Here is a 13,356-nt window from a genome sequence, read left to right as displayed (position 1 = left end):
AAAAACGGGGGCGCGCGCTCTACGCTCAGCGCAACACCACCCGGCATATGCGTCGGCCCCCGCCGGGATGTGGAGTCCCGGGCGGGGGCCTGGCCAACGAGGAAGAGAACAGCTTCCTGATGGATGCTCAGCACCTTAGCGCGTCGTCGCACACCCCGCTCCGCGTTGCCGGAAAGCGGCCCGGAGACCACTCGTCCGGGATCATCCACGTCAACACCCGGCACACCACCCGCTTCACCGTGGTCGGCAACCACCTGGCCCAGCACGCGGCGTTATCGCTCGTCGCCATCGGGCTCGCGGTGCACATCCAGTCGCTGCCGACCGGCGCCCGGATCGACATCAAGACCCTCGCGGCGCGCTTCCCGGAGGGCGCCCAGCGCGTGGCGGGCGCCCTGCGCGAGCTGGAGGCCCACGGCTACCTGCGGCGGGTACGGGAGCGAAGGCCGGACGGCCGGATCACCACCCGGACGCTCTCCTGCAACCAGCCCTCCGCCTGGGGCAGGGCCGGGGAAGCCGTCCCCCGGACGCCCCCGCCCCCGGCACCGGCACCGGCACCGGCGGCGCGAACGGCCCCGTCTGCTCCGGCGCCCGTGGCGGAGCCCGCCGCAGAGCCTGCGGCGGAGGCCATGGCGGAGCCTGGGCCGGAGCCTGGGCCGGAGTCCCTGGCGGCGCCCCCGGCGGAGCCTGAGCCGGGAGCTTCGGCGGAGTCCGTCACCGCGTACGTGGTCGAGTCCGTGGCCGGCAGGGGTCCGGCGGGGCCCTCGGTGCCCGGATCGGTCGCCGTCCGGGAGCCCGGTCACGCGCCCGCCCCACCGTGCGGTACGAAGCCCGTCCGGCCGCCGCGCCGGGCCCGCGTCCCCCTTCGCGTACCGCAGCCCGCCTTCCCCGCCGCGTCGCTCCTCAAGGCCGCGACCGAACTGCTCGCCGGCCTCCACCGCCACGACCCGCGCCTCGTCCTGTCCGCGCGCGACACCGAGGAGCTGGCCCCCGGTGTCGCCGCCTGGCTGGAACGCGACGTCACCCCCCAGGGCGTACGGCAGGCCCTGCTGCGGTTGCCCGGCGAGCCGCTGCGCTACCCGGCCGCGTTCCTGGCCCACCGGCTCACCGCCGACCTCCCGCCTGCCGTGGCGGGCCCCGTCAGCCCGCCGCACCCGCTCCAGAACTGCGACGTCTGCGACCGGGCGTACCGAGCACCCGCACCAGGCGTGTGCGGCGGCTGCCGCGTGCTCGTGGCGGAGGAACGTGAGAGAGGGGTGACGGTCACCGCAGCCCGGTGCGCTCCACCAAGGGGGTGAGGCCGTCGAGGAGAGCGGTGAGGCCGAATTCGAAGAGGGCGTCCAGGTCGAGGTCGTAGTCGCCGTCCCGCAGGCCGCCGAGGGTGCGGGAGAAGGCCGGGTACCGGCCGGACGCGGCGAGGGCGGAGAGGGTGGGCTGCTGGGTGGCCATCCACTCGTCGTCCGTCCTGCCCGTGGCCGCCTGCGCCTGCGCCTCGCGTTCCAGAGTGACGGCCATGCCCTGAACGTGGGCGAAGACGAGCACGTGGATGTCCATCATCGTGACCACGTCCAGCCCGTGCCCCTCCAGTGCGCCGAGCAACCACTCGCCGTGCGCCAGCAGGTTCGGAAGCAGCGGCGGGCGACCGAGCGGGCTGAGGTGGGCCAGCCACGGGTGGCGGCGGTGGAGGCGCCAGAGCGTACGGGCGCCGAGTTCGAGGCGGGCACGCCAGCCGGGCGGAGGCGTGGCGGGGTAGCCGCACTCGCCGTACGCGGTGTCGGCCATCAGGGACACCAGCTGGGCCTTCCCCCCGACATGGCGGTACGGCGACATCGCCGCCACGCCCAGCCGGGCGGCGACGCCACGCATGGAGAGGGCGGCCAGGCCCTCGGTGTCGGCGATCTCGATCGCGGCGCGGACGACGCGCTCCCGGGTGAGTTCGGCGTCCGGGTCCGGGTTCGGGTCCGAGTTCGGGTCCGGGTCCTCGGGCGTCGCGCGCTCGACCGGGCGCGGGGACGGGGTGGCGGCCGTGCGGTTCGCGGCGTGCCGGGGGCGGGGGTTGTGGTGGGGCTGGGGCTCAGGTGGGGGCTGGGGGCGCTGGACCGGCCGGGAGGCGGGTCGGTGCGGGGCCACGACCGTACCCACACGGGGTCGGGTCTCCACGTAGCCCTCCAGACGGAGTTCCATCAGCGCCCTGGTGGCGGTGGCCAGGGCGACGCCCCACTGCTCCGCCAGCCGACGGGTGGACGGGACGCGGTCGCCCGGGGACAGCTCCCCCTCGACGACCCGGCGGCGGATGTCCGCCGCGATCCGCCGGTAGGGGGGCTCGGTGACCTCGCCGGACATGTGAACCCCCGTTGTCACCCGGGCCGCGCCGCCGGCTGCCGACTGTACTAGGGCAGACGCTAGCAGGGGGACTGCGGTCGGGCGGCCAACTGCCCTAGTACAGGGGGCGACGCGAGCTTGCCCCCGACGTACGTTCAGGGCCGCTTACGCCGTACGCATCCGTACACGGGAGGGGTCCTCATGCAGATCGCACAGACCGTACTCATCTCCGGCGCCGGGGTCGCCGGGTCCGCGCTGGCGTACTGGCTGCGCCGGCACGGCTACGCGCCGACGCTGGTCGAGCGGGCGCCGGCGCCCCGCAGCGGCGGTCAGGCGATCGACGTGCGGGGCGTGGCGCTCGACGTGATCGACCGGATGGGGCTCCTGGAGGAGGTCCGCGCGCACCGCACGCACATGCGCGGGATGTCGGTGCTGAACGCCGACGGCGAGGAGGTCCACCGCAGCACCGAGTACACCCTGAGCAGCGGGCGGCTCGCCGATCCGGACGTCGAGTTGATGCGCGACGACCTGGTGCGGCTGCTGCGAGGGAGCACGCGGGAAGGCGTCGAGTACGTCTACGGGGACGCGGTCGAAGCGATCGAGGAGTCGGCGGAAGGGGTGCGGGTCGCCTTCGTGAACGGTCCGGACCGGGTCTTCGGCCTCGTCGTCGGCGCCGACGGGCTGCACTCGGGGGTGCGGCGGCTTGTCTTCGGGCCCGAGGAGCAGTTCAACCGCCACCTGGGCCAGTACCTGTCGGTCTTCACCGCCGAGAACTTCCTCGGCCTGGAGGACTGGCAGGTGTGGCTGCGGGACGGCGGCGCCGGTTTCGCCGCGATGACGGTGTCCGGGAACAGCAGACTGCGCGTGGCGTTCGGTTTCGAGTCGCCCCGCATGGCCGGCGACCACAGGGACGCGGAGTGGCTGCGCGGGCTCGTCGTCGAGCGGGCCGAGAGGCTGCGCTGGGCCGAGGGCCGCAAGCTGGCGGCGTACGCCCGCAAGGCCGGCGACTTCTACTGCGACGCGATGGCCCAGGTCCATCTGGACCACTGGTCGCGCGGACGCGTCGTGCTGCTGGGCGACGCCGGCTACTGCGCGTCACCGCTCTCCGGGCAGGGCACCAGCCTGGCCCTGGTGGGGGCCTACGTCCTGGCGGGCGAGCTGGCGAAAGCGGGTGGTGACCACTCCGCGGCGTTCGCCCGCTACGAGGGGCGGATGCGGCCCTTCGTCGCCGCGAACCAGGCGCTCGCGACGGAGGCCCCGGGCGGTCCGGCGTCGGAGGAGTCGATGGAGCGGGCGAAGAGCGCGATCGTGCTCGACGAGGGCGGCGACGGGCGCGACGCGTAGCGCCCCGGGCCGGAGCCGTTCCGGGCGAGGCGCGGGGGCGTTAATGGGTCGAGCGGTGGTGATCCCGGCTCCTACAGTTGCCGGGCACCATTTCGTCACCGGGGGGCCGATCCGCCATGCGCACGCACTATCCGCGTACGCCGCACCTGCCGTGGTCGCCCGGAGCGTCGGGCGACGACGTGCGCGTCGGGGACCTGTCCGGGTTCGCCGGGCGGGAGGTCGTGGTCACCGAGAAGCTGGACGGCGAGAACACCACCCTGTACGCCGACGGGCTGCACGCCCGGTCCCTCGACTCCGCCCACCATCCGTCGCGGGCCTGGGTGAAGGCGCTGCACGGGCGTATCGCACACGCCATACCGGAGGGGTGGAGGGTGTGCGGCGAGAACATGTACGCGCGGCACTCCATCCCGTACGACGGTCTGGACAGCTACTTCTACGGGTTCTCCGTGTGGGACGAGCTGGGGTGGTGCCCTGGTTGGGACCACACCGTCGCCTTCCTGCGCGAGCTGGGCGTGCCGGTCCCGCGCGTGCTGTGGCGGGGCGTGTTCGACGAGCGGGCGCTGCGGCGGCTGGCGGTCGACACGCGGACGACGGAGGGGTACGTCGTGCGGACCGCCGACGGGTTCATGGCCGAGGAGTTCGGGCGGCGCGTCGCCAAGTGGGTGCGGCCCGGGCACGTACGGACCGGCACGCACTGGATGCACACCGCCGTGACGCCGAACCGGCTGGGGCCCGCGGCGGCCCTGTGGGAGGTGCGGTCGGGGGGCGCCGTGGACGTCGGGGCGCTGCTCGGTGCCGTGGACGGGCGGGGGGCGCTCGGTGCCGTCGGCCTGCCGGAGCGGGACGCCGCGGGGCCGGGGGCGGGGGCGGACGTGGACGCGGGGGCGGGGGCGGGGGCAGGGGCGGACGCGGAGGCCGCCGCCGGGGTCGCCGCGCGGGTCGGAGGGCTCGGGGACCGGCGGCTCTCCGGGGTGCTGGCCGCGCTGCTGCACGACGAACGGCGGGGCCTGCTGGCCGGACGGCTCGCGCCCGCGCTGGGGCTGCCGCTCGCGCGGCGCGTCGCCGACCTGGTGGGGCTGCACGCCCGGCTGTGGCGCCCGTACCCGGACGAGGAGCGCCGGGGCGGGCTCGTACGGCTGTCGCACGCCGCCGACCTGGACGTCCTGCACGCCGTCGCCGCCGCCCTGGCGCCCGGCCCGGCGGAGCGGGACCAGGTGGAGTGGTCCGCGCTGCACGCCGGGGAGCTGGGGGACACCGGGGCGGTCGACGGGGCGTTCCGCGCGGCGCTGCGGGGGCTCGCCGAGGACGCCGCCGCCCGGTGCCTGGCCGAGGCGCGGGAGCTGTACGCCCTCGGCAGGGTCGGCAGCCCCGAGGAGGCCGTCGCCGCCACCTGGCGGCTGCGCGACGGGACGTTTCCGCACCTGGTGCACCTGGTGGGGCCGTCCGGCAGCGGCAAGAGCACCTTCGCCCGGGGCCTGACCGGGGCGGACGCGCACGTGTCGCTGGACGCGCTGCGCGAGGAGCGCGGCGACCGGGCCGACCAGCGGGACGGGGGCGCGATCGTGCGCGCGGGGCTGGAGCGGCTCGACGCGGCGCTGGCGCGGGGCGGCACGGTCGTGTGGGACGCCACCTCGCTCAACCCGCACCAGCGGTCCCTGGTCCACGCGGTCGCCCGGCGCCGGGACGCGCTGGTCACGCACGTGGTGGCACTGGTCGACGACGCCGAGCTGGTCCGGCGCAACGCGGTGCGCGAGCACCCGGTGCCGGCCGGGGTCCTGGAGGCGCAGCTGCGCCGGTTCGTGCCGCCGTACCCGGGCCAGGCGCACCGCACCTGGTACGTCGGCGCCGGTGGCACCGTGGAGGAGGAGGCGTAGATGCGCACGAGCGACGAGATCTACCACCGGGTTCGCTGGGACTCCCGGTTCGACCCGGCGCGCTTCGTGATGGGCGTCATGCAGCGCGGGGCGGAGCCGAAGCGGGTGCCGCTGGCGGCGTTCGTGCCGGGTGGGGACATCCCGTGGCACCGGGTGCTGTTCTTCGAGGCCGACGGCGAGGTCGTCTGGGACCGGGCGACCGGGGTGGACCGGATCGACGCCTCGGGGGCGGGGCGGGTGCGGGAGGCCCGGCTGCTGCGCTCGCCCTTCTTCACGGCACGGCAGCCGCACGTGTGGGACGCGGGGGCCGGGCGGTGGGTCGCGGGGGGCGGGGCGTCCGGCGGAGGCGGGGACTCCGAGGTCCAGGCGGCCGACGTGGCCGGGGGCGGGGCGTCCGGTGGCGGCAGGGCGTCCGGCGGGGGCGGGGCCGGGGCGTCCGGCGGGGGCGGGGGCTTGCGGGTGCTGACCTGGAACACCCTGTGGGACCGGTACGACGGCGACCTCATCGACACCGCGCGCCGCCGGCCGCTCCTGCTGGACGCCCTGCGCGACGCCGACGCGGACGTGATCGCCCTCCAGGAGGCGGAACCCGCGCTGCTGCGCCTGCTGCTGGCGGCGCCGTGGGTGCGGGAGCGGTACGTGCTCGGCACCGACCCGGCCGGGCCGGACGTCGGCGAGTGCGGGCTGCTGCTGCTCAGCCGGTTGCCGGTCCGGGAGGCCGCCATCCATGTGCTCGGGCCACACAAGGCGGTCACGGCCATGGTGGTGGACACCGGTGCCGAGCGGCCGCTGACCGTGGCGGCCACCCACCTGAGCAGCGACCACTCGCAGGACGGCGCCGGGCGGCGGAACGCCGAGCTGGCGCGGCTCGCCGAGGGGTTCGCCGCCGTCGCGGGCGACCTCGTGCTGGTCGGCGACTTCAACGACGGCGGCGACCTGCCGGAGACCGCCCTGGGCATGCGCGACGCCTGGACCGAGGCGCACGGGCCCGCCGACCGGACGCCGACCTTCGATCCGGGCGCCAACCCGCTGGCCGCCGTGTCGTCCCTGTCCGGGCGGGCGGCCCGCCTCGACCGGGTCCTCCTGCGCGCCGAGCGCGCACGGGTGGACACCGCCGAGCTGACCGGCCGCGAGCCGGGGCCCGGCGGGCTGTACGTCTCCGACCACTACGGCGTGCTGGTCGACCTGGCCCTCGACGGGGCGGGCGCGCCGGGCGCGCTCGACGTGCGGCCGACCCCGAGGACGGCGGTCGCGTGGCTGCCGCCCGCCGCGCTGTGGCCGCCGATCCAGGATGTGCGCCGCGCACACGACCCGCAGATCCGGCGGTGGCCGCCCCACGTGAACCTGCTGTTCGGGTTCGTCCCGGAGGCGCGGTTCGAGCGGGCGGCGGAACTGGTGGCGGAGGCGGTGCGGGGCGTCGCGCCCTTCGAGGCGCGGCTCCAGGGCGTCCACACCTTCGGGCACCGCGAGGGCGCCACCGTGTGGCTGGACCCGGGCGCCGGGGGCGAGGCCCCGTGGCGGGAGCTGCGGCGCGCCCTGGAGCAGCGCTTCCCCCGCTGCCGGGGGCACCGGCGGGGCTTCACCCCGCACCTGAGTCTCGGCCGGACGGCCGATCCCGAGGCGGTGGCGCGGGCGGCGGAGGACCGGTTCGGCGGCCCGCTCACGGCGCCCGTCGCGGAGGTGGCGCTGCTGTCCCGGCGCGGCGGCGAACCCATGCGGGTGCGGGCGGTGGTGTCGCTCGGCACGGGCGAGGTGCGCTGGTACGACGACGGGGCCCCGTACCCCGCCGGGACCGGCCTCCCGGACGGGGGCGCCGCCGGCGCCGGTGGCGGGCGTGCCGGGGACGGGCGTGCCGGGGACGCCGTGGGCGGATGCGGCATGGAGGCGGAAGCCGCAGGCGGGGAGGCCGCGGGCGCGGAAGCCGCGGGCGGGGAGGCCGCCGTCTCGGGGCGCGTCGGACGGGCACCCGCCCCAGCGGCGACCTCCGCCCCGAGCGCCTCCGCCCCTGCGGACGCCGTCGAGCGCGTCCTCCGGGCCGTGGGCCGGGCGCTGCCCGGCGCCGAGGTGCACGTCGTCGGGTCGCGGCGCATGGGGTGCGACCTGCCCGGCGCCGACCTGGACCTCGTGGCGGCCGTCCCCGGCGCCCCGGACCTCGCGGACCTGCGGGAGCGGGTGGCCGCCGCGCTGCCCGCGGGCGCGGGCCCCGTGCGGGAGGTCGTCGGGGCGCGCGTACCGGGGTTCCGCTTCGAGGCGCACGGGGGGCTCGGGGTCGACCTGGCCGTCGTGCCCACCGGTGCGGTGCCGCCCCGCGACGCCGTGGCGCGCCGCGCCGAACTGGGCGAGCCGGCCGCCGTCGCGCTCAGCGCCGTCGCCGACGCGGACGCCGTACGGGCGTACGTCGGCGACCGGCACGCGGACTTCGCCCGCCTCGCGCGGGAGGTGAAGGCGTGGGCGCGGGCGCGCGGGCTGGACGCGGCGCCGCTCGGCGGACTGCCTGGCCTGGCCTGGGCGCTGCTGGCCGCCCGTACCGTGCGGGAGGCGGAGGCCGGGGACGCCGCGAGTCCGCGGGCACTGCTGCGGAGCTTCTTCGCGACCTGGGCCGCCTGGGACTGGCGGCTCCCGGTGGACGCCGCCCCCGTGGACGCCGCCCCCGTGGACGCCGCCGCCCCCGTGGACGAGGAGCCCCTGGACGGGACGACCGCGCCCGGCGCCTCGGGCCTCCCCGTCGCGGTGACCACGCCCACGTACCCGCGCCGCCCCTGCACCGACCAGGTCACGCCCGGCGGCCGGGACCTGCTGGTGCGGGAGCTGTACCGGGCGTGGGAGCTGCTGGAGGCCGGCGGCGAGGCGGACGCCCGGCTGCTCGACCCGCCGCCGATGCACCGCCGCCACGCCGCCTGGGCGGTGGTGACCGTGCCGCGCGGCCCGTTGGAGGGGCGCGTCCGGGGCCGTACGCGCGCCCTGCTCGCCGCCCTCGCGGAGGCGGGCGCGCCGGACGCCCACGCGTGGCCGCGCCCGTACGCGCAGGGCCCGGACTCGGTGGCGTACGCGATCGGCCTGGGCGCCGAGCCGCCGGACGCCGCCGCCCTCGCGGACGTGGCCGGCCGCCGGCTGCGCGGCCTTCCGGGCGTGACGCTCACCTGGGCGGACGGTGGGGACGTCCCCACCCTGGGCTGATCGTCCCGCCGGAGCCCCGGCCCCGCGCCGACCGGCCCGAAGCCCCGCCCGCGTCACCGCGCCCTACGCCCCGCCGTCACCGGCCTCGGCGTTGCGGGCGATCCGCCGCAGGACGCGCAGGGCCGCGGCGTACTCCTCGTCGGTCACGCCCTCGTGCAGCCGCGCCCGCACGTCGGTGACGAGTGCCCGCGTCCGCGCGTGCGCGGCGGCGCCCTCGCCGGTCAGGCGCAGCACGCCCCCCTCGTCCTCCGTCGTCCAGCCCCGGTACGCCAGCCGGGCCGGGATGCGCGGGATCTCGTCGGGGTCGTCGGCCAGCGCCACCAGTCCGGCGGCCAGCTCCTCGCGGGAGGCGCCGCCCGGTCCGGCGGCGGCCAGGCGGTTGAGGGTCCACCAGAGGGGCTGGGTGAGGTCGAGGTCCGCCATGGCATCCCGGAGACGGCGGATGACGGCCTTGTGGACGACGTGGCTCCAGTAGCCGATGGGCTGGGCGGCGAGGTCCTCGTCCGTGGCGGCGGGGTCTGCCGGGGCGGGGGCGACCTTGGTCGTGCCGTCCGTGGCGGGGGCGACCCCGGTGGAGCCTGCGGCGGCGGGGCCGGCAGGGGCGGTCGTGGTGCCAGGGACGGCTGTGGCGGCGGCGACTGTGGTGGAAGTCATGAACCGGACGCTATGACCTCAAGTCGGCTTGAGGTCAACGCCGTTCGAAGGGCGAGCACGCGGAGTCGAACACCCTGCTGCGTCCAGGGCAACCCGAGGTGCCGATAATCCGTCTAGATGACCGCGCGGGCAGCGCATCGACCAGCGCTCCCACCCGCCGACGGCAGAAGACCACCGCAGCAGCAGTACAGGGGCACAAGTGAACGAGATACCGGGGGGCCGACCTCACGCTGCCGTCTCCCGTACGACCGGCGCCCCCTCCCCCGCCGACCACACCGGCGACACCGCCCCCGGCACGGCCCCGAGGCGTCCCCGTCCCACCCGTCGCCGCACCCTCGCCGCCGCCCTCGGGCTCGCCGGGGCCACCGCCCTCGCCGGCGCCCTCGGCGGCTGCTCCGTCCCCGCGCCGCGCCGCGGCGGCCCCACCGCGGACCCGGCCCCCGGCATGCCGATCACCGGCTCGCGCCGCGCGCAGCTCATGCAGATCATGGCGCACCCGGACGACGACCTGTACTTCATGAACCCGGACTGCCAGCGCATGGTCGACGCGGGCGTCCCCCTGGTCTGCGTGTACGTCACCGCGGGCGAGCACAACGGCAAGAACCACATCCCCGGCCGCACCGGCGAGACCGTCGCCGACAAGGAGGACTACTCCTCCGCCCGCCACCAGGGCCTGCGCCAGGCGTACGCGCAGATGATCGGCCTGGACCGGTTCACCCCCTGGCAGAAGGGCGTCGCGACCCTGCGCGGCGACCGCCAGGCCGAGATCAACACCCTCGCCCACGGCAACCGCCGCGTGGAACTGGTCTTCCTCAACCTGGCGATGCACGCCCCGCGCCGCTGGATGGCGCTCCCCAGCCTGTGGGAGGACCGCGCACTGGGCCTGCGCACCGTCATCGCGACCGACTCGCCCGTCCGCCGCGCCGACACCTACGACTACGACGGCCTGGTCGACGTCCTCGTCGGGCTGCTGGAGCGCTACCGCCCCACGGTCGTCCACACCCTCGACCCCGACCCCGACATCCAGCACAGCGACGAGGCCACCCGCAAGAAGGACTCCGAGCAGCCCGGCTACTCCGACCACGGCGACCACACCGCCGTCGCCTCCTTCAGCTGGGCGGCGCTGGTCCGCTGGGTCGCCGAGGCCACGGCGGACGGCGGTGCCATACCGGCCTTCACCACCACCTCGTTCCGCGGGTACTACAACCGCCACTGGCCGAAGAACCTCCCCGAGCCGGTGCTGCGCGAGAAGGCCGCGCACCTCGTCCCGTACGGCGGCGACCCCTCCTGGCAGTGCGGCAACGCCGCCGGCTGCGGCGACTACATGGTCGGCGGCAGGCGCCCGCTCACCAACAAGAAGGGATGGGTCCGCTCGACCCACCACCGCCACCCCGGCACCGGCCCGGTCGTCGCGACCGGCCCCGACGGGCGGCTGACCGTCTACGGGGTGCTGGGGCTGCGCGCGGTGCGCTGGCGGGAGACGGAGCCGGGCAGCGGGCAGTGGACCGAGCCGGACGACCTCGGCGGCGGTCCGCTCGCGCCCGCCCTGGGCGCGGCGACCCTCCTGGACGGGCGGCAACTGCTGTTCGGGCTGCGGTTCGCCGCGCTCGGCGGGCACGGCGGCGCCAACCGGCGGGAGGTCGCCGTCCTGGAGCAGCGCTCCCCCGGCGGGCCGTTCCTGGCCTGGTCGGGGCTCGGCAACCCGGAGCGGGACGACGACCGGGGGCGGCGGATCGGCGTGCCGGTGGCGGTGACCGCCCCGGACGGCCGCGTCCACCTCTTCGTACGGGACGCCGGGAAGGGCGTCAGCACACGGGTCCGGGAGGCCGACGGCACCTGGGGCCCCTGGCGCGGCCTCGACGGCGCCGAGGTGCAGGACGGGCTGTCGGCGGCGGTCGACGGGCGGGGGCGCGTGCACCTGTTCGCGACGGGCCGGGACCGCGTCCACCACTGGGCGCAGGAGCGGTCCGGCGGGCCGGTGGTCTTCCGCGCGGACGGGCCCGCGCTGCCGGTGCCGGGCGGCCCGGTCGACACGGCCGCCACGCCGGACGGGGGGCTCGCGCTGTACTACCGGCGGCCCGAGGCACGGGAGCTGACGGCCGTACGGCCGGACGGCGCCCGGCTCGCGGCGCCCGCCTTCGACGGGTACGGCCCGGTCGTCGCGGTCGGCACGCCGAAGGGGCCCGTGCTGCTGGGCCGGGACCTGGCCGGGCGCGTCCGGCTGCACGTGGCGGGGCGCGACGCGGTGCGGACGCGGGGCGTGGTCGCGCTCGGGCCGGCGACCCCGCACCTGGGGCCGAAGGGCGCCCTGGCGGTGGGCATCGGCGCGGACGCCTACCCGTGGTCGTGGGCCTCCCACACGGACACCGCCTGACGGGTACGCCCCCGCACACCAGCGCGACCCGTCACCCCGGGCGCGTCGCGCCCCGCGCGGACCGCGCCCGCCCTGCCCGGCCACCCCGCGGAGGCCCCCCTCGTACCGGCCGCGCCCCCTGACGCCCCACGCCCGGCCCCGGCGCGTCGCGCCCCCCTGACGCGTCACGCCCCCGGCGGCAGGCCGCACCGCACCCGGCGGCGCGCCGCCCCACCCTGCGGCCCCCGACCCGACGGGGGCCGCACCCGACGGATCCCACCCGACGGATCGCACCCGGCCCGTGGGACCTCGCGGGGGGCATGACGAAGGGCCCCGCACCTCTCGGTGCGGGGCCCCTCTGTCGCTCCAGGTCTCCCGGGAGTGACCAGGTCAGCCGATCAGGCCGTCAAGGAACTTACTTGACGATCTTGGTGACCTGGCCGGCGCCGACGGTCCGGCCACCCTCACGGATGGCGAACTTCAGGCCCTCCTCCATGGCGACCGGCTGGATCAGCGAGACCGACATGGTGGTGTTGTCGCCCGGCATGACCATCTCGGTGCCCTCGGGGAGGGTCACGACGCCGGTCACGTCCGTGGTACGGAAGTAGAACTGCGGGCGGTAGTTGTTGAAGAACGGCGTGTGGCGGCCACCCTCGTCCTTGGACAGGATGTAGGCCTGCGCCTCGAACTCGGTGTGCGGGGTGACCGAGCCCGGCTTGATGATGACCTGGCCGCGCTCGACGTCCTCGCGCTTGATGCCACGGAGGAGCAGACCGACGTTCTCACCGGCCTGGCCCTCGTCGAGCAGCTTGCGGAACATCTCGATGCCGGTGACCGTGGTGGTGGTCTTCTCGGTCTTGATGCCGATGATGTCGACGGTCTCGTTGACCTTCAGGACACCACGCTCGATACGGCCGGTGACGACCGTACCGCGACCGGTGATCGTGAAGACGTCCTCGATCGGCATGAGGAACGGCTTGTCGACGTCGCGCTCCGGCTGCGGGATGGCCTCGTCGACGGCGTTCATCAGGTTCAGGACCGACTCGGCCCACTCCGGGTCGCCCTCGAGCGCCTTCAGAGCGGAGACCTTGACGACCGGAACGTCGTCGCCCGGGAACTCGTACTCGGAGAGGAGCTCACGCACCTCGAGCTCGACGAGCTCCAGGATCTCCTCGTCGTCCACCATGTCGGCCTTGTTCAGGGCGACGACGATGTACGGAACGCCGACCTGGCGGGCCAGGAGCACGTGCTCCTTGGTCTGCGGCATCGGGCCGTCGGTGGCGGCGACCACGAGGATGGCGCCGTCCATCTGAGCGGCACCGGTGATCATGTTCTTGATGTAGTCCGCGTGACCCGGGCAGTCCACGTGCGCGTAGTGACGCGACTCGGTCTGGTACTCGACGTGCGCGATGGAGATGGTGATACCGCGCTGGCGCTCCTCAGGAGCCTTGTCGATCTGGTCGAAGGCCGAGGCCTCGTTCAGGTCCGGGTACTTGTCGTGCAGCACCTTGGTAATGGCGGCCGTGAGGGTCGTCTTACCGTGGTCGATGTGACCGATGGTGCCGATGTTGACGTGCGGCTTAGTCCGCTCGAACTTCGCCTTCGCCACTGGGGTCCTCCTGTGGAGTGGTTCTG

General features: G+C 76.1%; 8 protein-coding genes. 5 read left to right on the top strand and 3 right to left on the bottom strand.

From position 1 onward, the window contains the following. Nucleotides 1-119: 119 nt before the first annotated feature. Nucleotides 120-1,295, top strand: coding sequence for a hypothetical protein (locus CP974_RS18130; RefSeq protein WP_051840013.1), 1,176 nt, complete (start codon nt 120-122; stop codon nt 1,293-1,295). On the opposite strand, the gene CP974_RS18125 is transcribed toward CP974_RS18130, so the two are convergent. After that, nucleotides 1,261-2,340, bottom strand: coding sequence for a TetR/AcrR family transcriptional regulator C-terminal domain-containing protein (locus tag CP974_RS18125; RefSeq protein WP_069977631.1), 1,080 nt, complete (start codon nt 2,338-2,340; stop codon nt 1,261-1,263). The genes CP974_RS18130 and CP974_RS18125 overlap by 35 nt on opposite strands. Before the next feature lie 180 nt (nt 2,341-2,520). Here CP974_RS18125 and CP974_RS18120 point away from each other — a divergent pair, with 180 nt between their 5' ends. The 3 genes from CP974_RS18120 (at nt 2,521) to CP974_RS18110 (ending at nt 8,714) form a co-directional block, all read left to right on the top strand. Continuing rightward, entirely contained in the window at nt 2,521-3,663 is a 1,143-nt protein-coding gene (locus tag CP974_RS18120; RefSeq protein WP_031137005.1) for an FAD-dependent monooxygenase, read from the top strand. A gap of 116 nt (nt 3,664-3,779) precedes the next feature. Continuing rightward, nucleotides 3,780-5,537: an RNA ligase family protein gene (locus tag CP974_RS18115; RefSeq protein WP_150485830.1), complete on the top strand. Its 1,758-nt coding sequence runs from the start codon at nt 3,780-3,782 to the stop codon at nt 5,535-5,537. Further along, nucleotides 5,538-8,714, top strand: coding sequence for a poly(A) polymerase (locus tag CP974_RS18110; protein WP_150485829.1), 3,177 nt, complete (start codon nt 5,538-5,540; stop codon nt 8,712-8,714). Between the two features lie 63 nt (nt 8,715-8,777). Here CP974_RS18110 and CP974_RS18105 read toward each other — a convergent pair whose 3' ends face one another. Next, a complete protein-coding gene (locus tag CP974_RS18105) occupies nt 8,778-9,368 on the bottom strand; it encodes a winged helix DNA-binding protein (RefSeq protein WP_223844392.1) in 591 nt (196 codons plus the stop codon). Nucleotides 9,369-9,567: 199 nt separating this feature from the next. Between CP974_RS18105 and CP974_RS18100 the strand changes: the two genes are divergently transcribed. Continuing rightward, the gene (locus CP974_RS18100; protein WP_037938601.1) at nt 9,568-11,742 is read left to right on the top strand and encodes a PIG-L family deacetylase; all 2,175 of its coding nucleotides are present in this window, start codon (nt 9,568-9,570) and stop codon (nt 11,740-11,742) included. Nucleotides 11,743-12,136: 394 nt separating this feature from the next. On the opposite strand, the gene tuf is transcribed toward CP974_RS18100, so the two are convergent. Further along, on the bottom strand, nt 12,137-13,330 hold the full coding sequence (tuf, locus tag CP974_RS18095) for an elongation factor Tu (RefSeq protein WP_031134103.1): 1,194 nt from the start codon (nt 13,328-13,330) through the stop codon (nt 12,137-12,139). Nucleotides 13,331-13,356: the final 26 nt, after the last annotated feature.

The sequence above is a fragment of the Streptomyces fradiae ATCC 10745 = DSM 40063 genome (assembly GCF_008704425.1).
GTDB classification, from domain to species: Bacteria; Actinomycetota; Actinomycetes; order Streptomycetales; family Streptomycetaceae; genus Streptomyces; species Streptomyces fradiae.
Note: the sequence above shows the minus strand (reverse complement) of the source record. Positions and strands in the feature narration are given on the sequence as shown.

Bases quoted from the DNA above. Each gene is read 5' to 3' on its own strand.
- CP974_RS18130 (WP_051840013.1), top strand. From the start codon at position 120: ATGGATGCTCAGCACCTTAGCGCGTCGTCGCACACCCCGCTCCGCGTT.
- CP974_RS18125 (WP_069977631.1), bottom strand. From the start codon at position 2,340: ATGTCCGGCGAGGTCACCGAGCCCCCCTACCGGCGGATCGCGGCGGAC.
- CP974_RS18120 (WP_031137005.1), top strand. From the start codon at position 2,521: ATGCAGATCGCACAGACCGTACTCATCTCCGGCGCCGGGGTCGCCGGG.
- CP974_RS18115 (WP_150485830.1), top strand. From the start codon at position 3,780: ATGCGCACGCACTATCCGCGTACGCCGCACCTGCCGTGGTCGCCCGGA.
- CP974_RS18110 (WP_150485829.1), top strand. From the start codon at position 5,538: ATGCGCACGAGCGACGAGATCTACCACCGGGTTCGCTGGGACTCCCGG.
- CP974_RS18105 (WP_223844392.1), bottom strand. From the start codon at position 9,368: ATGACTTCCACCACAGTCGCCGCCGCCACAGCCGTCCCTGGCACCACG.